At 58.2% G+C, this 22,977-nt stretch carries 24 protein-coding genes and 3 pseudogenes; 24 read left to right on the top strand and 3 right to left on the bottom strand.

Going from position 1 to position 22,977, the window contains the following annotated elements; translation table 11 throughout:
- A partial coding sequence (locus ABID16_RS21590) for a DUF7933 domain-containing protein (RefSeq protein WP_354558448.1) occupies nt 1-997 on the bottom strand: 997 nt, incomplete at its 3' end.
- Nucleotides 998-1,646: 649 nt separating this feature from the next.
- On the opposite strand from ABID16_RS21590, the gene ABID16_RS21595 reads away from it, so the two are divergent.
- The gene (locus ABID16_RS21595) at nt 1,647-2,393 is read left to right on the top strand and encodes a LuxR family transcriptional regulator (protein ID WP_354558449.1); all 747 of its coding nucleotides are present in this window, start codon (nt 1,647-1,649) and stop codon (nt 2,391-2,393) included.
- 124 nt (nt 2,394-2,517) lie between these two features.
- On the opposite strand, the pseudogene ABID16_RS21600 reads toward ABID16_RS21595, so the two are convergent.
- Nucleotides 2,518-3,022: pseudogene (locus ABID16_RS21600) on the bottom strand (IS6 family transposase); the annotation flags it as partial.
- A gap of 78 nt (nt 3,023-3,100) precedes the next feature.
- Here ABID16_RS21600 and ABID16_RS21605 point away from each other — a divergent pair.
- The 11 genes and pseudogenes from ABID16_RS21605 to ABID16_RS21650 form a co-directional block, all read left to right on the top strand.
- Nucleotides 3,101-3,604, top strand: a pseudogene (locus ABID16_RS21605) (IS66 family transposase); the annotation flags it as partial.
- Nucleotides 3,605-3,922: 318 nt separating this feature from the next.
- The gene (locus ABID16_RS21610) at nt 3,923-4,162 is read left to right on the top strand and encodes a type II toxin-antitoxin system Phd/YefM family antitoxin (RefSeq protein ID WP_354558451.1); all 240 of its coding nucleotides are present in this window, start codon (nt 3,923-3,925) and stop codon (nt 4,160-4,162) included.
- Complete coding sequence (locus ABID16_RS21615) at nt 4,162-4,578, top strand: type II toxin-antitoxin system VapC family toxin (RefSeq protein WP_037146307.1); 417 nt, start codon at nt 4,162-4,164, stop codon at nt 4,576-4,578. Before ABID16_RS21610 ends, ABID16_RS21615 begins: the two co-directional genes overlap by 1 nt.
- Nucleotides 4,568-5,710, top strand: coding sequence for a tyrosine-type recombinase/integrase (locus ABID16_RS21620; protein ID WP_354558452.1), 1,143 nt, complete (start codon nt 4,568-4,570; stop codon nt 5,708-5,710). Before ABID16_RS21615 ends, ABID16_RS21620 begins: the two co-directional genes overlap by 11 nt.
- Before the next feature lie 498 nt (nt 5,711-6,208).
- The gene (repA, locus tag ABID16_RS21625) at nt 6,209-7,420 is read left to right on the top strand and encodes a plasmid partitioning protein RepA (protein WP_354558453.1); all 1,212 of its coding nucleotides are present in this window, start codon (nt 6,209-6,211) and stop codon (nt 7,418-7,420) included.
- Entirely contained in the window at nt 7,417-8,460 is a 1,044-nt protein-coding gene (repB, locus tag ABID16_RS21630) for a plasmid partitioning protein RepB (protein ID WP_354558454.1), read from the top strand. Before repA ends, repB begins: the two co-directional genes overlap by 4 nt.
- A gap of 154 nt (nt 8,461-8,614) precedes the next feature.
- Nucleotides 8,615-9,829, top strand: coding sequence for a plasmid replication protein RepC (gene repC / locus ABID16_RS21635; RefSeq protein ID WP_354558455.1), 1,215 nt, complete (start codon nt 8,615-8,617; stop codon nt 9,827-9,829).
- 1,313 nt (nt 9,830-11,142) lie between these two features.
- A pseudogene (locus ABID16_RS23635) lies at nt 11,143-11,187 on the top strand (hypothetical protein); the annotation flags it as partial.
- 16 nt (nt 11,188-11,203) lie between these two features.
- Entirely contained in the window at nt 11,204-11,788 is a 585-nt protein-coding gene (locus ABID16_RS21640; protein ID WP_354558456.1) for a hypothetical protein, read from the top strand.
- A gap of 11 nt (nt 11,789-11,799) precedes the next feature.
- Complete coding sequence (locus ABID16_RS21645) at nt 11,800-12,468, top strand: transcriptional regulator (protein WP_354558457.1); 669 nt, start codon at nt 11,800-11,802, stop codon at nt 12,466-12,468.
- Between the two features lie 178 nt (nt 12,469-12,646).
- Nucleotides 12,647-13,099 (top strand): hypothetical protein, encoded by a 453-nt coding sequence (locus ABID16_RS21650; RefSeq protein ID WP_354558458.1) that lies wholly within the window; start codon nt 12,647-12,649, stop codon nt 13,097-13,099.
- Between the two features lie 294 nt (nt 13,100-13,393).
- On the opposite strand, the gene ABID16_RS21655 is transcribed toward ABID16_RS21650, so the two are convergent.
- Nucleotides 13,394-13,756: a transcriptional regulator gene (locus ABID16_RS21655; protein ID WP_354558459.1), complete on the bottom strand. Its 363-nt coding sequence runs from the start codon at nt 13,754-13,756 to the stop codon at nt 13,394-13,396.
- Between the two features lie 93 nt (nt 13,757-13,849).
- Between ABID16_RS21655 and ABID16_RS21660 the strand changes: the two genes are divergently transcribed.
- Genes ABID16_RS21660 through virB10 form a run of 12 tightly spaced genes read left to right on the top strand, consistent with a single transcriptional unit; the run spans nt 13,850 to nt 22,974 of the window.
- The gene (locus tag ABID16_RS21660) at nt 13,850-14,389 is read left to right on the top strand and encodes a hypothetical protein (protein ID WP_354558460.1); all 540 of its coding nucleotides are present in this window, start codon (nt 13,850-13,852) and stop codon (nt 14,387-14,389) included.
- Nucleotides 14,390-14,391: 2 nt separating this feature from the next.
- A complete protein-coding gene (locus tag ABID16_RS21665; RefSeq protein ID WP_354558461.1) occupies nt 14,392-15,078 on the top strand; it encodes a lytic transglycosylase domain-containing protein in 687 nt (228 codons plus the stop codon).
- Nucleotides 15,075-15,374 carry a TrbC/VirB2 family protein gene (locus ABID16_RS21670; protein WP_354558462.1) on the top strand — a complete coding sequence of 100 codons (300 nt, stop codon included), beginning with the start codon at nt 15,075-15,077 and terminating at the stop codon, nt 15,372-15,374. The genes ABID16_RS21665 and ABID16_RS21670 overlap by 4 nt, the downstream gene beginning before the upstream one ends.
- A 2-nt stretch (nt 15,375-15,376) precedes the next feature.
- Nucleotides 15,377-15,718 (top strand): VirB3 family type IV secretion system protein, encoded by a 342-nt coding sequence (locus ABID16_RS21675; protein WP_354558463.1) that lies wholly within the window; start codon nt 15,377-15,379, stop codon nt 15,716-15,718.
- Nucleotides 15,711-18,092: a VirB4 family type IV secretion/conjugal transfer ATPase gene (locus ABID16_RS21680; RefSeq protein WP_354558464.1), complete on the top strand. Its 2,382-nt coding sequence runs from the start codon at nt 15,711-15,713 to the stop codon at nt 18,090-18,092. Before ABID16_RS21675 ends, ABID16_RS21680 begins: the two co-directional genes overlap by 8 nt.
- Nucleotides 18,092-18,790: a P-type DNA transfer protein VirB5 gene (gene virB5 / locus ABID16_RS21685; protein WP_354558518.1), complete on the top strand. Its 699-nt coding sequence runs from the start codon at nt 18,092-18,094 to the stop codon at nt 18,788-18,790. Before ABID16_RS21680 ends, virB5 begins: the two co-directional genes overlap by 1 nt.
- Nucleotides 18,787-19,020, top strand: a complete 234-nt coding sequence (locus ABID16_RS21690; protein ID WP_354558465.1) for an EexN family lipoprotein — start codon at nt 18,787-18,789, stop codon at nt 19,018-19,020. Before virB5 ends, ABID16_RS21690 begins: the two co-directional genes overlap by 4 nt.
- 4 nt (nt 19,021-19,024) lie before the next feature.
- Nucleotides 19,025-19,960, top strand: a complete 936-nt coding sequence (locus ABID16_RS21695; RefSeq protein ID WP_354558466.1) for a TrbL/VirB6 family protein — start codon at nt 19,025-19,027, stop codon at nt 19,958-19,960.
- A 34-nt stretch (nt 19,961-19,994) separates the two neighbouring features.
- The gene (locus tag ABID16_RS21700) at nt 19,995-20,261 is read left to right on the top strand and encodes a hypothetical protein (protein WP_354558467.1); all 267 of its coding nucleotides are present in this window, start codon (nt 19,995-19,997) and stop codon (nt 20,259-20,261) included.
- Between the two features lie 3 nt (nt 20,262-20,264).
- Nucleotides 20,265-20,936 (top strand): VirB8 family type IV secretion system protein, encoded by a 672-nt coding sequence (locus tag ABID16_RS21705; protein WP_354558468.1) that lies wholly within the window; start codon nt 20,265-20,267, stop codon nt 20,934-20,936.
- Nucleotides 20,933-21,787, top strand: a complete 855-nt coding sequence (gene virB9 / locus ABID16_RS21710) for a P-type conjugative transfer protein VirB9 (RefSeq protein ID WP_354558469.1) — start codon at nt 20,933-20,935, stop codon at nt 21,785-21,787. The genes ABID16_RS21705 and virB9 overlap by 4 nt, the downstream gene beginning before the upstream one ends.
- Nucleotides 21,788-21,801: 14 nt before the next feature.
- A complete protein-coding gene (gene virB10, locus ABID16_RS21715) occupies nt 21,802-22,974 on the top strand; it encodes a type IV secretion system protein VirB10 (RefSeq protein ID WP_354558470.1) in 1,173 nt (390 codons plus the stop codon).
- Nucleotides 22,975-22,977 lie beyond the last annotated feature (3 nt).

The raw sequence follows: 22,977 nt of genomic DNA on the forward strand, positions 1-22,977 counted from the left end.
AACTGGTCGAGAAGCCGAGACCGGCCGGAAGCGTGCCGCCGGAGAGAGCATAGCTCAGCGTTCCGGTTCCGCCAGAGGCCGTGACCGGCGTGAAAAGCGTCGCCGCCGTTCCGGCGGTCAGCGTCGTCGAACCCACGACTTGAGTGGTCGTCAGCGAAGTTGCGACGGTCAACAGGGCAGCGGTGCCGGCGACGCCGGCACCGCTGCCTGCAGCACTGGGTGTGCCTGCGGGGATCGTATAGGGAGAACCGCTTGCGCCCGAGGCGGTGATGGCAACCTGAAAGGCGCAACTCGCCGATCCACCGATCGAACCACCCGAAAGCGACAGACTTGAGGATCCTGAATTGGGCGAGAAGGTCGCGCCACACGTGTTTGAAGCATTCGGCGTCGCTGCAACGGTAACGTTTGTCGGCAGTGTGACGCTATCCGCGACACCTGTGAGCGATGATGTGTTAGGATTGGTCAACGTCACTGTCAACGTGGACGTGCCGCCTGCAATGATCGTCGTTGGGCTGAGCGCGGTGGCGGAGGTCGGTGCGAAGGCGGATGCTATGGACGCACAAGTGACACTGTAGGTCGAACTGACCGTGGAAAACGAATTCCCGGCCTGAAAAACAACGGCACTTGAAACGTTGCTCGAAGTAATAACAAAACTTCCTGACGTGCTCGTACTCGAAGCGACAATCGTAGTGGCGTCAGAAGCTAACATAAAAGCGTGTTCGATCGACTCCGTACTATCTGTCGTCCAGCTGATCCTTTCGTTCACCGCAAAGCCATTGGAGGCCAAAAGCGTTTGTACAAGCTGCCCGGCGGGTAGCGTAATTGCAGATCCGTTTGCTCCCTCGGTCACTTGGCCGGAAGCATTGCTGTCGTACCATTGGCCATTATTTATGTCCGTACATGCTTGCGAAAGCGCCCAACTCGTTTCAGTAGCCGCAAAAAAGAAGACCAGAAAACTGACGAATATCTTTATTGCGCTAAGCTTCAAAATCTTCATCGAACGACAGCCGCCTTAATGCGCTTAAGTCACGCATGGTTTCGGCCCTAGGAGCCCTCCCGTCAACACGATGACCGGCGTGCCATGGATGGAGGCTCGCCGCTCGTCGCTGACGATTTAACTAAAATGAGAAAGTGTTCGGTCTGCTATTGTAGGAAATGACAAGGTGCGATGCATTTGCTGCTGCTGCTGCAAATTCGCAACAGCGCTCTGACGTCCGCCTCTCCAGCAAAGTGCGAGCATCTTCTCAGATGATTATCGAGCGGAGGACAATCGCCTTTGCCACCACCGCTTTTCTGCGGAAATTGTGGAAGGTGTAGGAATTTGTGTGTGGCGTCCGATATTTCCTCTCTAAATCTGCTGCAGGTGCAAAGCGCATTGTTTGACGAGCGTCGCGTCAAGGGCTCGTACGACGAAGCGATCTGTTTCGCGCAAGACTTGCGTCGCCAGATGTTTTAAAGATATGTTAATGACAATTGGGGGCTGCGGGATTGTTCTTATACATCTCCGGATTGACCGGGGCATTACAAGGCAGGCGCTCTGTCTATCGTGTTTTCGCAGCAGTATTGAGAAAAGTCTCGCGATCCGGCTGAAAGCTGTGATGGTGGAAAAATGCTGCGGAACCAGGCGACGTCGCTGAGGAGGAGTGATGGGGCGGAAAGAAGGCCATGAATCGCCTGCGCTTTGGCGTATGGCTTTCGAATTTATAGACAAGCTCAATCAAATGAAGCACCTCAACGACGTTTTGCGGGCGTCGTCGTCCGTTGCGCATGACTTCGGGTTCGATGCCATTGCTCTGGTCGACATACCGTCAAAGACGGCCGATATTCCGTTCAAGGTTTTGATTGACGATGTTCCCGCCGGCTGGATCGACCACTACACCGAACACAAATACGCAGAAAAAGACCCCATTCTTCGATGGAGCGTGACGACCGGGCTTCCCTTCGAATGGTCGGAAGCGCGCCATGTTCAGGCCCATAGCGATGAGGGACGCGTTGTCATGCAGAGGGCAGCGGACTTCGGCATGCGGCATGGATTTTCTCTCTCCGTGCGCCATTCCGATGCGCCGATGAATTGCCTTTCTATGGCCAGCACCGCCAAGCCGCATATCGATGCGACCACCAAGCCGCTGCTGCATCTGATGTCGACTTACGCCATCATGCGCGCGCACGTGCTGCGTACGGCACGACCGGTTTTTCCCGAACTGAGCCCGAGGGAGCGCGAAGTCCTGACTTGGGTCGCCATCGGCAAGACAAGCGATGACATCGCAGACACGCTTGGGCTCACCTCGCGCACAGTTGTCGCGCATATCACCAACGCGAGCCGGAAGCTTGGCGCTCTAAACAGGACACACGCGGTGGCCAAGGCAGCAACATTTGGTTTGATCAATATCTGAAATGAGAATTGGCGATAGCGGCAGGATCGGGGTTTGTCTGCCGGCATGTGGATGCTTGACATTCTTGCGGAGGCTGCGTCGCCTTAACTTGAGAAGGTTGGTCAGAGTGTCGCGGCGGCCAACTTTATGTGGCGTTTGGCAGCGTGATTTTACGCCAGACGGCCATAGCCCTCAGTGCGAAGGGTTCGGTGATCGGCGGCCGTTTGATGTTTGCGGTGGAATAGAAAGAGGTTCGAAATCGGGCCGTGGTTTGAAACGAAACGTTGGCATTGCGCGGCAGACTTGAACCGCATCATGATCAGTTCTCTCCGCCTTATCGGGAGATGGGAATTCTCGGCCCGATTGTTCAACCCCTTATGCGAACGATGCTCAATGCCGGGCATGATATCGCGTTTGGCGGCATCGTAGGACCGGAGTTTGTCGGTCACCATCACACGGGGCGTCACGCCCTGGCCTTTGAGCAACTTGTGCATCAATTTCAGCGCTGCCTTTTTGTTGCGACGGCTTTGCAAAAGGGCGTCGAGAACATAGCCTTCAGCATCGACGGCACGCCAGAGCCAGTATTTCCGGCCTTTGATCATGACCACCATCTCATCGAGGTGCCATTTATCCGCAAAGCTGCCCTTTGAGCTTGCATGATAAATCCTCTCGTTGACACGGCCACTATTTGCCGCCGAGGGCGCCGGCGGAAGGGGCGTCCATACCATCATGCCGAACGTCTTCTGCAAAAGCTGATGCCAGGGACCAAAAAAGAGGAGCGGTCGCTCACCCTGGTCCGCGATCTCGTGTGGCGGTTTTACAAGGCGCTGAAAGGCTACAAGCAAACGCCATCACCCCAGGCTGCTCCTGGCTTTCGATTACGGTTCGACCGCATCTTTGGCCTGCGCACCGGTTATGAGGCTCTCGATAAACTGCTTGCGCGGTTACTTCGAAGGAAGACCGAGCTGTTGAAGGTGCTCGATTATCCCGACATTCCGCTACACACCAACGCATCGGAAAACGATCTGCGAACGCTCGTGACGAAGCGGAAAATCTCTGGCGGCACGATGAGCCGGGATGGCCGTGTTGCACGTGACGTCGTGCACGGTCTTATGAAGACCTGCCAGAAGCTTGGACTGTCCTTTTACCACTATCTCGGTGACCGGCTTGGGATTGGCAATGCCGGCCAACCGGTGCCGCCCCTGTCGGCGATCATTCTCGCTCGGGCGTAATCGACGGGATCGCTTCCTTCGGCCTGGCTCAGCCACCACCATTGCCCAATGCATTGGCAACGCCACCGAATCTGCCCCACGTACCCCCCACGTACCCTGTCATGCCGATTTTCGCGAGACCTACGCCATTGATTTTATGGTAAATGTCGCGTTAACGAAAGCCAATCGGGGCTATTGATTCACAAAGGGAACGGCAATGTTTGTGGGCCATCACTCACGATAAGTACCCCTTATCGGATGTTAGTAGATCCACCGGTTGACCAACCGCCGCAGCCGCCTTATCCTCGGCCAAAATCACCCGTTATATGGAAGCGCGTCATGAGCACCACCGTCAAGGTTTCCGAGGCCAAGGCCCATCTGTCCGAATTGCTCGTCCGGGTAGAAGCCGGCGAAGACGTGATCATCTCGCGCGGAAACGACCCGATTGCCAAACTGTCCCGGATCCGCAGGGAAAACGATCTTCAGCTTCTGGTTAACGAAGTGCGGGCCGCCCGTGGCCGGGCAAAGCCCTCTTCTCACGATGAGATCATGTCCTGGCGGGACGAAGGTCGCCGATAATGTCCTTCGTCATTGATGCATCCCTGGTAGCGGCCTGGCTGCTACCGGAAGAGTATAGCGATGCGGCCGAGACCGTTATCGCCTCGATTGCGGAGCCCTGTCCTGCGCCGTCACTGTTCTGGTTCGAAATTCGCAACATTCTGGTCATGTCGGAAAGGCGTGGCCGGATTGCTTCAGGAGGCGCGCTACTTGGCATGGAGCGGGTGCGACGATTGCCGCTCGACGATGCAGGGATTGGCGGCGACGGATCAATCCTGCTCCTGGCTTCCAATCACATCCTCAGTGCCTATGACGCGGCCTATCTTGCCCTGGCCATCAATAGAAACGTGCCCCTGGCCACCCTCGACCGCAAGCTTGCCGCCGCAGCCCGGAAAGAGGGGGTAACCGTGCTCGGCCCTTACGCTCATGGCGACTGACAGCGAAGTTCTCGTCTCTGCCCGCGCCAAACAACTCGACACGATCGCCGCCGTCCTGCCGATCGACCGGCGCGACGAACTGGCCGAATTGTTAACCGACCAGGACATCGAAACACTCCGCCATCTGGTCAACGAGGGCATGGGCGAAAACACCCTGCGCGCCCTTACCTCCGACCTTGCCTATCTGCAGGCCTGGTCGCTCGCCGCAACCGGCGCCTCCCTCCCCTGGCCGGCGCCTGAGGCGCTGCTGCTGAAATTTGTCGCCCACCATTTGTGGCAGCCTGACCAGCGTGACATCGATCCTCATCATGGCATGCCAGCTGACGTCGAACAGAGCCTGCGCGAGCAGCGGTTCCTTCGATCCTCCGGCCCGCATGCACCCAACACGGTGCGCCGACGGCTTGCCAGCTGGTCGACGCTGACGAAATGGCGCGGGTTGACCGGTGTCTTCTCCTCGCCTTCGCTGAAAACGGCGATACGCCTCGCCGTGCGGGCAACGCCGCGGCCAAGGAAGCGCAAGAGCGCCAAGGCGGTCACCGGCGACGTCCTGGCAAAAATGCTTGCGACCTGCAGCACCGACAGCCTTCGTGACATCCGCGACCAGGCAATCCTGATGGTGGCGTTTGCGTCCGGCGGCCGCCGGCGCAGCGAGATTGCCGGTTTGCGAAGGGAGCAGCTCTCGGTCGAGCCGCCAATCGCTGTAGAAAACGGCCCTCCCCTCCCCTCTCTCGCCATCCATCTGGGTCGCACCAAAACGTCCGGCTCCGAGCATAATGAGGTTGTTTATCTGACCGGTCGGCCGGTGGATGCGCTGAACGCCTGGATGACCGCTGCCAGAGTTGAGAGCGGGAGCATATTTCGGAAGATCGATCGCTGGGGCAACGTTTCGAAGCGGGCATTGGAGCCGAGTGCGGTCAATGCGATCGTCAAACATCGGGCGGCGACGGCCGGGCTGGAGCCTGGCGAGTTTTCGGCGCATGGGTTACGCTCAGGCTATCTGACCGAGGCCGCCAATCGAGGCATCCCCCTGCCCGAGGCAATGGAGCAATCACGCCATCGATCTGTCCAACAGGCATCCAGCTACTACAACGACGCTACGCGGCGGAGCGGGCGGGCTTCCCGTATACTTTGACTGCGGGAGGAGGAGGATTTTCATAAATCACGGATAGTTGCTATTTGACATTCCCGATCCCTCCCCTCCTCCATCGAAGAACGACCGGCCCAGGTCGCTTGTCCAGCCGTGCAAAACTCGTGCAGCCATGCGGCGGGCTGCATCGTGTGGCGGCGGCTTTTCTGCCTTGGCCGGCGGTGATGATTCTCATCATCGGCACTCGGGAACGCTAATCTGAGTTGCCAGATGGGTCGTCGCCACCGCACAAAAGGGTCCCCTCCGCCTTTTGTTTCAAAGATTCCAGTGTACGGCTGAAACCCGGATCCCGAGTTACGGTGCCTATAACCGTTTGTTGTTGCATAAGAATGTTGAGATCTCTTGGCCTGAGCGACCGTGGTCATTAAGGCTTTGTTAACCCTAAATAGCTTGCCAGCCTGTTAGAATCGATGCTTATTGCAAGCAGCGGAGTGATTAGGAATTTCCGCTCAGAAGCGCTATTTCAAGAAATCAGGTCCGGGGATGCCCAAAATCGCTGCAAAATTACCGCCAAAAGACGAAGATTTGATGGGCTTGATCGAGCGCCATTCTCGTTCCTTGTCGGCGCAACTGCAAGAGCATCAACTCGCGACCTTTCCCCCCACGGCGGAGAAAGGTATCCGCACGTTTCAGCCGGCGGAGGCAGCAAAGCTCGTCGGCGTGAAAGAAGTATATCTCCGTCAGCTCGCAAACGAGCTAGAGGATCTGCAGGTTAGCACCAGTCCGACCGGCCGCCGGTCATATTCCGTCGAGGACATGCACAGGATCCGCAAGCATCTCGACCAGGTGGGCCGTGGCAATCGCCGCTATCTGCCACATCGCCGCGAGGGTGAAGCGTTGCAGGTTATCTCGGTCATGAATTTCAAGGGCGGGTCCGGCAAAACCACGACGGCCGCGCATCTGGCCCAATATCTCGCGCTACGGGGCTACCGGGTGCTCGCTATCGATCTTGACCCACAGGCGAGCCTGTCCACACTCTTTGGCAACCAGCCAGAAACCGATGTCGGCGTAAACGAGACGCTTTATGGTGCGATTCGATACGACGACGCTCGCCCAATGGCCGAAATTGTTCGCGCGACCTACATTCCTGATCTTCATCTGATCCCCGGCAACCTCGAACTTATGGAGTTCGAACACGACACGCCGCGGGCGCTGATGAAGCGAAAGATCGGCGATACCATGTTCTTTCACAGGATCAGCGAAGTCCTTGATCAGGTCGCACCCAATTACGATGTCGTGGTGATAGACTGCCCGCCGCAATTGGGCTACCTGACCCTCTCCGCCCTGACCGCAGCTACCTCCGTTCTGATCACAGTGCATCCGCAGATGCTCGACGTTATGTCGATGAACCAGTTCTTGTCGATGACATCGGATCTGCTTCGGGAAATCTCATCGCACGGTGCGCGCTTCGACTATAACTGGATGCGCTATCTCGTGACGCGGTTCGAGCCGAGTGATGGGCCACAGAACCAGATGGTCGGATATCTCAGGGCAATTTTCGGAGAAAATGTTCTAAACTTCCCGATGCTGAAGACGACGGCCGTTTCCGATGCCGGTCTCACGAACCAGACCCTTTTCGAGGTGGAGAGAGGCCAGTTCACCCGGGCCACTTACGATCGCGCGCTGGAGGCGATGAACAATGTCAACGATGAGATCGAGTCGCTGATCAAGAAAGCATGGGGAAGAAAATCATGAGCAGGAAGGACATTCTCCGTACCCCTAAGCCAACCGCTGCCGCAGCTACCCCGGTTGAAAGACCGCTCAAGAGCCGGAGCATTCTTCCGCTCTTAGGCTCCCAGCCAGCGGAGGGGACGACAGCGGCATCCTCGCGTCTCACCAGCCAGGTTGGCGGCGCTTTTGCCGAAGGTAAGGCGAGGTTCGAGCGCGCCGAAGAAATCGAAAAACGCTTGGCTGAAGGCCAGACCATCATCGAGCTCGATACAGGTACGATCGATCCATCTTTCGTACAGGACCGCATGCCCGGTGATATTGCCGGTCTTGTTGAAGCGATCCGCGAACAAGGCCAGCAGATCCCTATTCTGGTGCGCCCTCACCCCGAGGCGCCAGGGCGTTATCAAGTCGCATTTGGTCACCGTCGTTTGCGCGCAGTCTCGGAACTCAACCGGCCCGTCAGGGCGGTTGTCAGGGACCTGACCGACGAGCAGCTCGTAATTGCCCAAGGTCAGGAGAACAATGAACGCCAGGACCTGACATTCATCGAAAAGGCGCGGTTTGCCTCCCGGCTGACCGGGCAATTTTCACGAGATGTCGTGATGGCAGCGTTGTCAGTCTACAAAAGCGACCTCTCGAACATGTTGTCCGTGGTGACGCGGATCCCCACGGATATCGTCGATGCGATCGGCCCGGCACCCGGGATTGGCTTGAAAAGTTGGGTGGCTCTCGCCGAGCTTCTCACCCGCGAGAGTGACCTTGAACAGGCTTCCACTTTCTTGCGATCGGCCGAGGCGAAAGCCCTGCCCTCGCCCGACCGGTTCAAGTCGCTCGTCGCCAGCCTCAAACCTGCGCCGACGAAGCGCGGACTACCGGATCTCCTGACAACGCCCACGGGGCTCCGTCTGGCTCAGGTAACGAAGAGCAAAACCAAGTTGGACCTGTCAATCGATCGGCGCGAGATGCCCGATTTCGCCGCCTTCGTCCTGGAGCGTTTACCAGCGCTCTTCGAGGAGCATCGCTCCAGGAACAGCAGTCAAGACCAGTTGAACAACGGAGATTAAGCGGAAAAAGAAAAAGGCCCCCAAAACGTCGCCGTCGTGGAAACCTCTTTCAGATCTAAGCAACCTGAGAATCGCACTTCCACGCATATTCGTCAAGAGTCTTGGCACTGATTTGGTGAGCCGATTTCTTTTGCCTTCTGAAAGGTGAAAGACGATGCAGACAGGAAGTGTGACGACGCCCTTCGGGCGGCGGTCGATGACGCTTGCTCTCGTGAAGCGACAGGTCGCTACACGAGAGATCAAGGCGGGAAAATCGGTCGAAAAGTGGAAGGTCTTCCGGGACGCTTCAGAGGCCAGGGAAACGCTCGGCCTGCAGTCGACCAGCCTCGCTGTGCTCGACGCACTGCTAAGTTTCTATCCAGAAAACGAGTTGCGCCAGGAGGCACAGTTGGTGGTGTTTCCGTCGAACGCACAACTGATCCTGCGCGCCCACGGAATGGCCGGAGCAACCCTTCGCCGTCACCTCGCATTGCTGGTGGAATCCGGGCTAATCGTTCGGAAGGACAGCGCCAACGGGAAACGCTTCGCGCGCAAAAATAATGCTGGTGAAATCGAAAATGCTTTCGGCTTTGATCTCTCACCAATGCTCGCCCGATCCGAAGAATTGGCTCTCATTGCGCAGAAAGTCGTTGCGGCGCGGCTTGCGTTCAGAAAAGCCAAGGAGAACCTGACGATCTGCCGCCGTGACGTTCGCAAGTTGATTTCTGCAGCAATGGGGGAAGGCGCCCAAGGCGACTGGGCAGCCATTGAAGCAATCTATGTCGAACTCGTTGCTCGCATCCCTCGCTCCCCGACCGTGGAAGACGTAGCGGCGGCTCTGGACGAGATGGGGCTTCTTCGCGAGGAGATCATTAATCGATTGGGCAACCAGCACAATTTGCAATTTAATAGCACCAATGATGCTCAATTTGAGCAGCACATAGAGAGTTCAAATCCCGAATCCTTCCATGAATCTGAACCTAGCTCTGAAAAAGAGCAGGGCGTTAAGCAGAGTAAACCCGGCAGGTCAAAGGTCGAGCCGCTGAAGGCTTTCCCTCTTGGTGTCGTGTTGAAGGCCTGCAAGCAACTGGCTGACTATGGGCCGGGCGGGGCGATCGGAAGCTGGCGCGACCTCATGTCGGCCGCTGTAGTGGTGAGGTCGATGCTAGGGATCAGCCCGTCCGGCTACCAAGACGCGTGCGAGGTCATGGGACCGGAGAATGCCGCAGTCGCGGTCGGCTGCATTCTTGAGCGTGCAAATATGATCAATTCCCCAGGTGGATATCTGCGAGATCTCACGCGGCGAACCGAGCGAGGTGAGTTTTCTCTCGGCCCGGTCATCATGGCGCTACTCCGCAACAATGCTGGCGAGCTCCTTAAAGCGGTGTAAATCGCCGTTAGTTGCGACTAACTACGCTAAACGACTGAAATAGCGGGTGTTTCTGGGCTGCGTGGCGTTCCGTCGTCCAACCTTACGAGTTTTGCGATTTAGCGGCAAGGTTCGTTCTACTGCAATACAGGCACTGCGATATTGGAAGCCGGAGGAGGGGAAGTTTAGTCCTGGTTGTAGAGTTGCGGTGTGGAGCTTTGGTAAATTCTAGCGCTAGCACGGTCCGAAACACTCAAAGCGGTCCAACTTTCAGTTCTCAGAGTATCACGCGGGAGACAGGTGCCTTGGTTGGCTCGCTGGGGTTGCTCAACTGGCGTCGCTGGCAGGAGCTCATTGGTCGTTAGTCGTGACTAACCGCGTGAAACCACGAAAATTGCTCAATTTTCGCCGATGTTGGTCAACGGTCTACGTCGCCGCAGAGCCTTCGAGTTCAGCAGCGCTCCGAGAGCACGTTCATAACCGAGAGAGGGTTCTTGGTCCCCCGGGTGCGACGTATTTCTTGGGACTCTGATCATCCTTCATGCCCGTGAAGGCGTCTGGGCCGTCTGTCGGTCACGGATTAACCCTGCGCGCGGCCACCGGGTCGGCCTTACACTGTCGACAAACACATGATCAAGCTGCTCGCCTGGCGAGACAGGTGAAGAAGATCGGTCAGTCGTGCGCGGACAACGCGCAGGTAGGCTTGAAATCCTCGGCACCCCGTTGCTATGGCGGCCTGAAATTCGTCTGCTATGTACATACAGGCGCGAACTGCCCCGGTTCATCCTATGTGTCGCTTTACCGTATGGTTTTGGTGGAAGCAGAATCTTACGATAAATGAAAAACCACACAGCCTTGCGGTCGGCCGCTCAGGCCATGCTCTGTTCACAAGTGACTGTGAAGCGGCTTAATCGTTCAACGTCGATGGCTCGGGTACGAATACCCCACAGTTCCATAGCGCCGTCTCCCTCTGGCGAGAGACCCGGTTTCGGGCTTCAAGGGTCATCGCGAGCGCGAAACACGATCCTCAAACCCCAAGAATGTCCGGACGAAAATTATTAGCCGAGCCATGATGTGGCAATGTCATGATCGCAATCCGATCAGAAGAAGCGAGCGTAGGGTGGTTGTTCGAGCGAAGAGATGTCTTCGGCCTGCCCGACGATTTTACCGCGACCCTCAGGTCATTTGGTGCGCTCACCGGCGTTCCGGCATCAGGAGCGCCCTTGCGTCTACCATCGCGACCAACGGCCAGAATTTGGATCTCGGAACGCTGGTCCAGCCGTCCGACGCTGCACCAAGGCATTCCCGCTTATCGCTAGCTCAACGATATCAGGGTGATTCCTAGCCGCCTCTTGCAGTGTGCCCTGCATCAGGGGCTGATCCGGGAGGGGCCCTATGGCACCGCTTGGTTTGGTCATCGCACTTCGACCGGAAGATTTGTGGCTGGGAAGTGCGCGGTCGGGATGGCGCGGCTTCTCCTCGGCTGGCAGTCAGGCCGCAGTTCGTCTGTGCATTACCGAAGCCACCATCGACGCACTCAGCCTCGAGGTCATCGAACACGAGCGCTCCGATACTCTCTTTGCGAGCACCGAGGGAGGATGGTCGCCAGCAGCGGAATTGGCGGTGAGCGATCTTGCCTGTCGGTTCGAGATCCTCGTTGCGGCGACCGACCGCAACAGCCAAAGCGAGGTGTGTGCCGACACGTCGCGGCGCATTGCAGAGCGAGCGGAGCGGCTTCCGGCGACTTCGTTCGCGCCGGACGATCGGAACGAGGATCTGGCCGAATGGAACTGGTATCTAGGTCCGGCCCTGACACAAGGCCTGCGTGTTTCGTCTTGGCCTCCAAGATCGAATGCCGCCGCGGACCGCTCGGCACGCTTGGCGGCGGGAGCAAATACCGCGTTGCCCGGTGTTGATTGCGCGCTCGCCGCGCTCTTGCGATCTCCCCTGGATCGCTGGTACAGAAGCCTCAGATATTGAGGCATCATCCCGTGAAAAAAACCAACCACAGCTTCACCGTCGAGTACAAACCCGGGCGGCGCAAAGCAGAGCGCCAGCCGAATTCGATCTGGGGAGACATCGATTTGAAGTCGGTGGCTCGGCAGGCAGACGGAGGTGCATTTTCGTTGCCGGGTGAGGACGGGGAAGCCTTCCACGTCAATCCGCCTCAAGGGCAGGGCAGTTCGGCAGAGCCGGTGTTGACACAGGCGCTGGCGCAGCAGAACAATGCATCGGCGACAGAGGAGATCCACATGCCCGACGAAAATGAAACCGTGGCGGAAACGAACACGCCGGCCCCCATCGTGGCGCCCCTCGCGCCGGCTAAACAGCGAAAGCCGCGAACCGTAAAGGCCGCGGCGGGCGCGAATCCGTCACAGGTCGTGGATGCGGCACCAGACAACATCGCTCCGACAGCCGGCAAGCAGAAACGCGGCCGAAAAGCCAATGCGATCCCGGCTGCAGGTCCTGCTAAAAGCAAGCCTCTTAATCGCGCGCGCAAGACGACGGACGCTGCACCACCCATCACCCCGGCGGATCCAATCGACGACATGGCGGAGCTTCTGCGGCTTGAAGATGAAAACCGCAGCCTGCGCAAGCAGCTTTCCGAAAAGCTGCGAGCGGAGAATGCGGATCTGCGAAAGCGGCTTAATCTCGCTTGACGGGTAAAGGCGCACCCGGCCAGCCGTGACCGTCGGGTCGCGGAAGTCACGGCGGCCGCCGCGCGGTTCGCGCTCGCTTTGCCCAGGCGAGTAGAACACGAGGTCAATGACAATGGCATCCTTATGGAATCTCCTTACCCGTTTGGCATCAAAGCGGCGCCCGGAGCCGCAACAGCTCTTGCTCAACACTGACGTCGTCGATCAACCGGACGCCCCAAGGCTTCAGGCTGCCGAGACGGACGTTGACGACGCGACTCCCGTGCCCGAACTGACGCACGCCGGGATGATCGCGGGTGAGCCGGGCAAAGTGGTCGACGCTGTCGACATTTCGACGAGAGCCTGGACGGCACGGGCGACAAATGCTGATGCCGTGTCCGATCACGGCAGCAATGTTGCGGAAGAGCCCGATATCCAGGCGTCCTTGCCAATCCCACGGACCCCTGCGCCGCGACGACACAGGAACAAGTCAGCGGAATCAGCCGCAGGGCCGCAGCTTGCGAACGCTCCCACCGTTACCGCTCAGGCCATCAGCCTCGATGACGACATAAAGCTATTGCGCAGCGAGCTTGTCGGCAAACTTCGGCTGCAGAACGCCCAACTGAAGACCATGCTGGAGCGGTTTGAGCGTTAGGTCGCGGACTTCAGGCATGCCAGCGATGAGTTGGCGGTGGCGGAAATGATGGCCCGCCACATGGATCAGTTCCAGTTGAGGGCGAAGCGACACTCCAAGCAGTCGCGCTCTTGCAGAGTTGGAGCAAAACCACTCGGCTCGCCGGCTCTGCGGACATCGCAAACTCCAACACCGCCCGGTGATACTGGCTTGAGGTGTAGTGCGCCAGTCGTGGAGCATTAACAACAACGCGCCACCGGAGCCGTCACACCCTCGAGCTCCAATCAGATAGTGCACATTATCTGTAGGCTAAAGTCAGCGCTTTCCCTCTCCAACAACGACGCGAAGGCTCTCAAATACTCCCGGTGCAAACTGGAATTGTCGCGCCGTGCCGCGCCCCATAGAGTTTTTGCCGAGCGTTTCAAGCAGGATACCTCGCTCGACAAGGAGGTCAATCGTCTCAATTACCCCACCTCGGGTCATTCCGGTGATTTCTATGATCTTTGATAGCGTTAGGCTCTCGTGGGCCTGGTGCATCATGTACAGGATATTCATCATCCCGATCTGCTTGATGCGGGACTGAGCCGATTCGCCCTCGATCGGTTTTTCGAGAATTTCACGCACTGCGAAGACAGATAAAGCTTGGCTTTGCCATCGGTCGCTCAAATTGCTTGCCATCGGTTTAACTATCTATTATTTTCATAGTCTATGGATTGAAGCGAGTCGCTTTTCAATCGCAGGTGACACTGGAGAAACCGGAGGGTAGGGGACATGAAGGGCCTTTTCTTTCGAACGATCATAGCAGCGTTGGGCTTCGCCTCACTGTACACCATTTCGGAGCGAAACGCTCGCGCCGACGAATGGGGCTGCCAGGTTATTCTGTGCCTATCCAATCCAGGCGGCCCGACACAATACGACAAGTGCCGACCACCGATCCAAAGACTCTGGCGTCACCTCGCGAAGGGGCGCTCGTTTCCGGCCTGCAGCGGGGTCGGCTTTCAGAGCTCGCGCCCCCATTACGAGCCATACTACTGCAATGCCGGCTATCGTCTATCGGGTGGCTACGGACCACGGGGGATAGACGCGACGTGCGTTTCCACGTCGCCCCAGGCGGTAAGCGACAGCTTCTGCCAACGAGACCGAGATGGCGGCGGTTCGAACAACGGCTCAGTTATGTCGCCGCGCTGGCAGAGGGAAAACGATCGCTATCAGTGCATGGCCTATACCGTGGCCCGACCCTTGGTGCGTGAGAAACCTCGGTACATCGATGTGACGATCGGCGGGGTCGGTAAGCAGAGGGTGTGGTTCTGAGCATGCCTATTGTCTTCCTCGATCTTGCACAGACTTGCGCGCCCTTCGTTGCATCCGAAACCCTTGCGGGCGTCGTCAGTCTCGAAAGCCGGTTCGCTCCGTTCAACATCCGGATCAACAGCGGCGCCCCCCTCAAGCCGCAACCTTCAACGAAGGCTGAGGCAATCGAAATCGCGACATCATTGGTGGCCGAACGCTATGACATCCAGGTGGGCCTTGGCGGGATCGGAGCGGACGAGCTTCGGAGGTTCAAACTCACGATACCAGACGCGTTCGATCCGTGCCTTAACCTTCAGGCTACGGCGACTCTGCTCGACGGCTACTATCGCCTCGCGGTGAAGGCGGGTGCAGATCCCGCTAGGGCTGAGCAGATCATGCTGCAATCCTATTATGGACGTGACGATCCATCTGTCGGCGCCATGGTCAACTATGACGATCAGGTCCGCCGCGAAATCGAACGGCTCGGGTCGACCATGGCACGAATCATAGTTGGCGGCACGGGGGAGGGGAGGGAGGACGATGTCCCAAACGAGATTCCCAACGCGGACGCCGTAGCCGAGGCAGTGGCGGAAAACGCCCCGGAGGAAACAGCCGCGATCCCGGCCGCGCCGGCATGGGACGTCTTCGAGAGCCGACGCCAATCGTCCGTCATCGTGTTTCAGAGCAACCAATCGGAGCAGAGTAAATGACAATCAATTCCCGGATCAGACCCGCTGTCGCTTCGTCCATGATGGCCGCCGCCATTGTGATGACGATGGTCGAACCAGCATTCGCGCAATCCGCCGGCATCGAATCCGTCCTGCAAAACATCGTTGACATGCTCACCGGAAACATCGCCAAGCTCCTGGCGGTCATCGCGGCGATTGTGATCTGCATTGCCTGGATGTTCGGCTATATGGACCTGAGGCGGGCAGGCTTCTGGATCATTGGGATCGGCGGCATCTTCGGCGCCACCGAACTCGTCAACACCATCGTCGGAAGCTGACGATGGTGGGCGAGCGTGCGGTTCTCGAAGAAGACACGCTTTTCATCGCATGCACGCGTCCGGCAATGATCGCTGGCGTGACGATGGAGGCGATGGGCTTCAACATCATGCTCACGACGGTCCTCTATATCGTTGCCGGATCGATCGCCTATGCGCTGGTCGGCGTGGTGTTCCATCTCATATTCCGCGCCCTCGTGAAGCACGATCACAACATGTTCCGCATCCTGCTGGCCTGGATCGAGACGCGCGGCCGTTCGCGCAACAGTGCCTATTGGGGCGGAGCAACGCTCTCGCCTCTCAGATTGGTCCGCCGCTTTGACGAAAGGGATATTGGATTTGCCTGACATCGCCACCCTCAGATCCCGCGAGCTCGCACCCGAGGCCTTTATTCCATACGTGCGCCACGTCAATGAGTCGACGATCGCGCTCGACTCCCGCACCCTGATGGTCATTATCACGCTCGACGGTGTGTCGTTCGAAACCGCTGACGTGCTCGACCTCAACGCCCTCTACCGTGACCTCAACACCCTTTATCGGAATATTGCCGATGAGCGGCTTGCGATTTGGACGCACCTCGTCCGGCGTCGAGACAGCGACTATCCAGATGGAACATTTGCAACACCATTCTCTGCCGCGCTCAACGAGAAATACCGCGACCGTATGGTGCGGGAAGACCTGTTCCGCAACGATCTCTATCTGACCGTCCTCTGGTCACCGGCTCGCGATCCGGCCGATAGGGCGGCAAAGCTGCTATCGCGCCTTCGACGGGCAAAACGCCTTGATATGGAAGTCGATGAAGAAGCCCTGAAACAGCTTCAGGACAAGGTCGTCGATGTGATGGCGGGCTTGAAGCGTTTCGAACCACGTGTGCTTACTCTCTACGAGCAGGACGGCATGTTTTTCTCTGAACCGAACGAAGTGCTGCACCAAATCGTCGGTGGGCGGCGCGAGCGTGTGCCGCTGACTGAAGGTCGGGTCGGCTCGTCGATTTACTCGGACCGCGTCATCATCGGACGGGAAGCGATCGAGATTCGGCATGAGGCGGAAAGCCGCTTTGCCGGCATGCTGAGCTTCAAGGAGTATCCCGCCCGCACCAGGACCGGCATGCTGGACGGAGTGCTGAACAGTCCGTTTGAGCTCATTCTCTCGCAGTCCTTCTGCTTTGTGTCGAAGGCGGACGCTCGCATCATCATGGGGCGAAAGCAAAACCAGTTGGTGAGCAGCGGCGACAAGGCGGCTTCCCAGATCGGCGAACTTGATGATGCCATGGACGATCTGGAGTCGAACAGGTTTGTGGTCGGCGAGCATCACCTGACGCTCTCCGTTTTTTCCACCACGATGAAGGAATTGACCGACAACCTCGCAAAGGCGCGGGCGAGCCTGACCAATGGCGGCGCTGTCGTGGCACGCGAGGATCTCGGCCTGGAGGCGGCCTGGTGGGCGCAACTGCCGGGAAACTTCCGCTACAGGGCCCGATCCGGTGCCATCACCTCGAAGAACTTCGCGGCATTGTCACCGTTCCACTCCTATCCAATCGGACAGAAGGACGGCAACGAATGGGGACCAGCCGTCGCTCTGCTCAAGACGGCTTCGGGGTCGCCCTATTACTTCAATCTCCACTACGGCGATCTCGGCAACACCTTCATGTGCGGCCCGTCCGGCGCCGGCAAGACCGTAATCGTCAATTTCATGCTGTCCCAGCTAGAAAAGCACGACCCGCATGTCGTTTTCTTCGACAAGGACCGGGGCGCGGACCTCTATGTCCGCGCCGCCGGCGGCACCTACCTGCCGCTGAAGAATGGCGTTCCCACAGGCTGCGCTCCTTTAAAGGCCCTCGACCTCACGCCGGAGAACAAGGTGTTCCTGGCGCGCTGGGTCGGCAAGCTGGTGGGTTCAGGGACCCGGGACCTCACAGTCACCGAACTTCGCGACATCTCCGGCGCGATCGATGGCCTTGCCGACCTACCCGTCGATCGGCGGACGATCGGCGCGCTGCGAACTTTCCTCAACAACACGGATCCGGAAGGTATCGCCGCCAGGCTGCGCAGGTGGGAGAGGGGAGGGCCACTCGGCTGGGTCTTCGACAATGTCATTGAGGATATCGGCTTTGGCGATTTTGGCGGGCCAAGCAAGTTCATAGGCTACGACATGACCGATTTCCTCGACAACGAGGAAATCCGCACCCCGCTGATGGCCTACCTTTTCCACCGGGTAGAAGAGTTGATCGACGGCCGCCGGATCATCATCGTCATCGATGAATTCTGGAAGGCGCTTCAGGACGAGGGGTTCCGGGATCTTGCGCAGAACAAGCTGAAGACCATCCGCAAGCAAAATGGATTGATGCTGTTTGCCACGCAAAGCCCACGTGACGCACTAAACTCGCCGATCGCGCACACGATCATCGAGCAATGCCCGACACAGATCTTCCTCCCCAACTCCCGCGGCAACCATGCCGACTATGTCGACGGATTTAAGCTCACCGAGCGCGAATACGAATTGATTGCGCGCGAGCTCTCTGTCGAAAGCCGGAGGTTCGTGTTGAAGCAAGGCCACAACAGCGTCGTTGCCGAGCTCGACCTCAACGGCTTCGATGACGAGCTCGCCATCCTTTCCGGCCGGACCGCCAATGTCGAACTGCTGGACGTGATCCGCGCGGAGGTTGGGGATGACGTCAAGGATTGGCTTCCCGTTTTCCAACAGCGAAGGAGTGCAAGCTGATGGCTTCCTATCGAACTCAAGGTGCAATGCTCGCCACAGCGCTTATACTTTCGGCTGGGGGTGCGGCCGGGCAGGGGATTCCGGTCATCGATCAGACGGCAATCGCCAAGCAGATCGAAAGCATCGCACAGCTCAAGTCGCAACTTGATGCGCTCAATCAGCAGATCGAGCAGGCACAGCAGCTCTATGGCTCGCTCAACAAGCTGACCGATATGGCGGATGTTGCGAACGTTCTCAACGATCCGGCCATCCGCAAGGCGCTTCCGTCCGATTTCGCAGCCATTGAGGGTTTGCTCAAAGGCAATGGCACCGGCGTATTCGGCGATTCGGCAACGAAATTCCTGGACAGTAACTCGACCTACCGCACCAGTGCCGACGATTTCTACGCCAAGGAATTGTCGCGTATTCAGAGCCAGAATGCGGGTCAGATGAGCCTCGGCCAGCAGATCTACGATGCTGCCACCAAGCGGATCGACGGAATCGATCAGTTGCGCGAGAAAATCTCAACCGCAGGCGACGCCAAGGAGGTTGCAGATCTACAGGCCCGCCTGCAGGCCGAACAGGCATTCCTGCAGACCGATGTCCTCCGTATGGAAGGACTGCGGATGGTCCAGCAAGCGCAGACCCAGGTCGACGAACAGCGTAAGGCCGAGGATTGGCGGCAACGCATGGACGCTATGAAGGCGGCGCTCCGGTGAGGCAGCTCCCCATCTTTGTTACCCTTTTGCTAGTGGCGTCTTGCTCGCAGGAACCCGAGCGGCGGTACACCGTCGACGAACTCCTCGCTGACGAAGCGCTGCTGAGCCGTGCGATTTCTGACTGCCGTGGCAATCCTGGTGAGTTGCGCAACACGGTCAACTGCCAGAACGCGGAAGCCGCCGACGGCAAGCGACGCCTCCAAAATATGCGCAAAGCGCTGGGAGGCTGATCCGATGTACCAGGTATTCGAGTTCATCGACGGGCAGTTCAAACAGCCGCTGGAGACTTTCGTGTCCGATGGAACGTCGAACATAGCAGAATGGGTCACTGGCCCGTTGACGGCGGCAGTCACTCTCTATGTCGTTCTCTATGGCTATCTCGTCCTGCGCGGCTCAGTGCAAGAGCCCATCCTTGATTTTGCCTTCCGCGCGATAAAGCTCGCGATCATCGTCATGCTGGTCAAGAACGCTGGCGAATACCAAACCTATGTCACGAACATCTTCTTCGACGTTTTGCCGCGCGAAATCGCACAGGCCCTGAATTCGGGCACGGCGCCGAGCGCCAGTACCTTCGACAGCCTGCTCGACAAAGGCCAGGCTTCTGCGACCGATATCTGGTCCCGCGCTTCCTGGCCTGTCGATATTGTCACCGGCGTCGGTGGCATAATGGTGATCGGTGTCAGCTTCCTCGTCGCGGGGATCGGCTACGTGGTCTCACTCTATGCACGCTTGGCGCTGGCAATCGTGTTGGCCATTGGGCCAATTTTCATCGCGCTTGCCATGTTCCAGTCGACGCGGCGCTTTACCGAGTCCTGGATCGGGCAGCTTGCGAACTTCGTGATCCTGCAGGTGCTCGTCGTTGCCGTCGGCTCACTGCTGATTTCCTGTATCGATTCCACCTTCACCGCAATCGATAGCTACAGCGACGTTCTCATGCGTCCGATCGCCCTCTGCGCCATCGGGATCGCCGCCCTTTATGTGTTCTACCAGTTGCCGGGCATTGCGTCAGCCTTGGCGTCTGGCGGCGCGTCGCTGGTCTACGGTTATACGACCGCACGGGATGCGCATGAAGGCATGCTGGCGCGAGGAACCTCCTACACCGGCCGTATGATTGGTCGCGGAGCCCGCTTTGCGGGCCGGGCATTGGGATCGAGGAATGCCGACGCATGACACACTTCAGAACAATAAGAAAAGGCCTGCCTGAATGATTAAGCCTGCCGCATTCATCATCATTGCAGCCACGCTTGGCGGTTGCGCATCACTGACCTACCCTTTGCCGAAATGCGAAGGCTATTCGCGCCGCCCCTTAAATCGTTCGATGTGGGAATGGGAGGGTGATAGCAAGCTGAAACAGCAGCAATCCAACGCGAACCCCTCCACGTCCGTGACACCGTTTTTCGAAGAGGCTGCGGAGCCTGCAGCCTTCGCGCATCTGGACATCGACGGTTCCTATCGCCGCTGTGAGGGATGAGAGATGGTGACGACAGATAATCTCAAGAGCTACTTCGACAAGGCGCGCCGTTTCGACCAGGACCGAATGATCCAGATCGAACGTTCGAACAGGATCGCCTGGTCGATTGCTGTCGTCTCAGGATTTGTCGCCGGCGTGTCCGTCTTGGCGATTGCAGGTCTCACGCCCCTCAAGACGGTTGAACCCTTTGTGGTGCGTGTCGACAATTCGACGGGCATTGTCGATGTCGTCTCCGCGTTGACGTCGACGGCCGGCACCTACGATGAGGCCGTGACAAAATATTTTGCCGCCAAGTATGTCCGCGCCCGCGAGGGTTACGTCTGGAGCGAAGCACAAGAGAACTTCCGCACCATCGCTCTGTTGTCGACGCAAGCGGAACAGACACGGTTTGCGGGAATGTACCGCGGCAGCAACCCGGAATCGCCTCAGAATATCTACGGCCGTGCCGCCACGGTGAGGATAGATATCGCTTCGATTTCTCTCATCAATCAGAATGTCGTCTCGGTGCGCTACATGCGCACCATCACGCGCGGCGAGGACGTGCGGACGACCCACTGGGTTGCGAGCCTTACCTATTCCTACGCAAACGCTCCGATGTCGTCGACGGACCGGCTGGTGAACCCGCTTGGCTTTGTCGTCAGCGAATATCGTGCGGATCCGGAGGAGGTGAGATGATGCGCACCGCACCAATCGTCGCACTCGTCCTTTCAATTTCCATGTCACCCGCACTTGCGCTGGAGATTCCAAGGGGCGCCTCGCAAGACAGTCGTATCCGCTTTGTGAACTACCAACCCTACAACATCACGAGGGTCGTCGGCACTTTACGGTCGTCCGTACAGGTCGAGTTCGCGGCGGACGAAGAAATCGCCCATGTGGCGCTCGGTAACAGCGTCGCCTGGGAAGTTGCGCCGGCCGGCAACATCCTTTTCTTGAAACCACGCGAGAACCAGCCGGTGACGAACATATCCGTGGTGACAACGCGGCGGGATGGCTCGACCCGCAGCTACCAGATGGAATTGACAGTGCGTGACGGTTCTGTCGAAGCCGGGCAGAACACCTATTTCTACGTGAAGTTCAGGTATCCAGGGGACGAAGCTGAGCTTCGCCGCCAGCAGGCAGCATCGAGAGCGCTCGCCGCCCAGGCGAAAGACGCCGACAATGTACTGGCCCTTCACGAAGCGTATGGCCCACGAAATTGGCGCTATTCGGCTCAGGGCTCCCAGGCACTGGAGCCACAAAGCGTGTACGACAACGGAAAGATCACGACGTTCGCCTTTGTGGGCAACCAGGAAATGCCCGCGATCTATATGGAGAATTCTGACGGATCCGAAAGCCTTGTTCCCAAGTCGGTCGACGGAAATCTGGTGATGGTGCACGCCATCAGCCGCAAGTTCATCCTGCGTCGCGGCAAAGACGTGCTTTGCGTCTTCAATGAAGCCTACGATCGCGTCGGCATCAACCCCGACACCAATACGACGTCTCCCTCGGTGGAGCGCGTTGTAAAAAGCGACGTCTCCGGGCAGTAGGGGAGGGAACGATCATGGCTCAAGAAGATGAAGCGCGCATTCCCGGAGAGCGTGCGGAAACGGTCACCGGTCGACGGATCGACAACAATCCCCTTTTGAAACGCGGCGCGGTGGCAATCGCCATCGTTGCGTTCGTCGGATTTGCTCTCTGGTCGACCACAGGCAAGAAAGAAAGAGACAAGAATACCCCGCCGGAGCGGGTTGTTATTCGCCAGACAAATCCCTTCGAAGCCACCAAGGAAAAAGCCGAGCCGGTTCAGATTGTCCCGGAGGTGAAGTTACCGACGCCCGTCGTCGAACCGGTCGCGGAGGAGAGTGACAAACTTCTCGATTCCGCCCGCCGAGCGCCCGTGATGGCTTTCAGCGGTGGTAAGAAAAATGCGAACGAGCGACGAGAGACCGATAATCCGGACAATTCAAACAGCAGCAATTTCGTACCGCTCGACAATAACATGATGGCTCAGAACCAACAGAACAGCGATCAACAGCGCTTCGATGGTCTGCTGCGGCCAACCCGACTTGAGGGCTCACGCGCCGGTACGCTTGGAAATCGCGACTTTATCGTTGCGATGGGAACGTCGATCCCCTGCGTGCTCGAAACGGCATTGGCATCCGACCAGCCGGGTTTTGCCAGTTGTGTGATCAACCGCGACGTCCTCTCGGACAACGGCCGGGTCGTGTTGATGGAAAAGGGCACGCAGGTTGTCGGCGAATATCGCGGGGGCCTGCAGCGCGGACAAAAGCGCCTGTTCGTCCTCTGGAATCGAGCCAAAACTCCAAAGGGCGTGATCGTCACGCTCGCATCGCCCGCAACGGATGCGCTCGGTCGCGCCGGCGTCGATGGCTATGTCGACACCCACTGGTGGGAGCGCTTCGGCAGCGCCCTTCTTCTTTCCATTGTCGGAGATGCGACGAGCTATGCCAGTAGCCGCTTGCAGGAAAGCGACGTCGACGCGCAGAATACCACGAGCGCCAGTCAACAGGCGGCCGCCATAGCGGTCGAACAGTCCATCAACATCGCGCCGACGCTGAACAAGCATCAGGGTGAACTGGTTTCTATTTTTGTTGCCCGCGATCTCGACTTTTCCGGGATCTACCGTCTCCGGGTGACGGAACCCAGAAACCGCATTTTCGATCGCGCGGTGCTGGGCGATTTTGCGCCGCGGTCGACGCTCGTAACGAAGTAGGAT

The sequence above is a fragment of the Limnomicrobium aquaticum genome, from assembly GCF_040545545.1.
GTDB lineage: Bacteria > Pseudomonadota > Alphaproteobacteria > Rhizobiales > Rhizobiaceae > Ensifer_A > Ensifer_A aquaticum.

Excerpts from the sequence above, each read along its gene's own strand:
- repA (WP_354558453.1), top strand. The coding sequence starts at position 6,209 with ATGCCCAAAATCGCTGCAAAATTACCGCCAAAAGACGAAGATTTGATG.
- ABID16_RS21665 (WP_354558461.1), top strand. The coding sequence starts at position 14,392 with ATGCCTATTGTCTTCCTCGATCTTGCACAGACTTGCGCGCCCTTCGTT.
- ABID16_RS21660 (WP_354558460.1), top strand. The coding sequence starts at position 13,850 with ATGAAGGGCCTTTTCTTTCGAACGATCATAGCAGCGTTGGGCTTCGCC.
- ABID16_RS21670 (WP_354558462.1), top strand. The coding sequence starts at position 15,075 with ATGACAATCAATTCCCGGATCAGACCCGCTGTCGCTTCGTCCATGATG.
- ABID16_RS21610 (WP_354558451.1), top strand. The coding sequence starts at position 3,923 with ATGAGCACCACCGTCAAGGTTTCCGAGGCCAAGGCCCATCTGTCCGAA.
- ABID16_RS21700 (WP_354558467.1), top strand. The coding sequence starts at position 19,995 with ATGATTAAGCCTGCCGCATTCATCATCATTGCAGCCACGCTTGGCGGT.
- virB9 (WP_354558469.1), top strand. The coding sequence starts at position 20,933 with ATGATGCGCACCGCACCAATCGTCGCACTCGTCCTTTCAATTTCCATG.
- ABID16_RS21640 (WP_354558456.1), top strand. The coding sequence starts at position 11,204 with ATGGCACCGCTTGGTTTGGTCATCGCACTTCGACCGGAAGATTTGTGG.
- ABID16_RS21655 (WP_354558459.1), bottom strand. The coding sequence starts at position 13,756 with ATGGCAAGCAATTTGAGCGACCGATGGCAAAGCCAAGCTTTATCTGTC.
- virB10 (WP_354558470.1), top strand. The coding sequence starts at position 21,802 with ATGGCTCAAGAAGATGAAGCGCGCATTCCCGGAGAGCGTGCGGAAACG.
- ABID16_RS21620 (WP_354558452.1), top strand. The coding sequence starts at position 4,568 with ATGGCGACTGACAGCGAAGTTCTCGTCTCTGCCCGCGCCAAACAACTC.
- repC (WP_354558455.1), top strand. The coding sequence starts at position 8,615 with ATGCAGACAGGAAGTGTGACGACGCCCTTCGGGCGGCGGTCGATGACG.
- ABID16_RS21595 (WP_354558449.1), top strand. The coding sequence starts at position 1,647 with ATGGGGCGGAAAGAAGGCCATGAATCGCCTGCGCTTTGGCGTATGGCT.
- repB (WP_354558454.1), top strand. The coding sequence starts at position 7,417 with ATGAGCAGGAAGGACATTCTCCGTACCCCTAAGCCAACCGCTGCCGCA.
- ABID16_RS21705 (WP_354558468.1), top strand. The coding sequence starts at position 20,265 with ATGGTGACGACAGATAATCTCAAGAGCTACTTCGACAAGGCGCGCCGT.
- ABID16_RS21675 (WP_354558463.1), top strand. The coding sequence starts at position 15,377 with ATGGTGGGCGAGCGTGCGGTTCTCGAAGAAGACACGCTTTTCATCGCA.
- ABID16_RS21615 (WP_037146307.1), top strand. The coding sequence starts at position 4,162 with ATGTCCTTCGTCATTGATGCATCCCTGGTAGCGGCCTGGCTGCTACCG.
- ABID16_RS21695 (WP_354558466.1), top strand. The coding sequence starts at position 19,025 with ATGTACCAGGTATTCGAGTTCATCGACGGGCAGTTCAAACAGCCGCTG.
- virB5 (WP_354558518.1), top strand. The coding sequence starts at position 18,092 with ATGGCTTCCTATCGAACTCAAGGTGCAATGCTCGCCACAGCGCTTATA.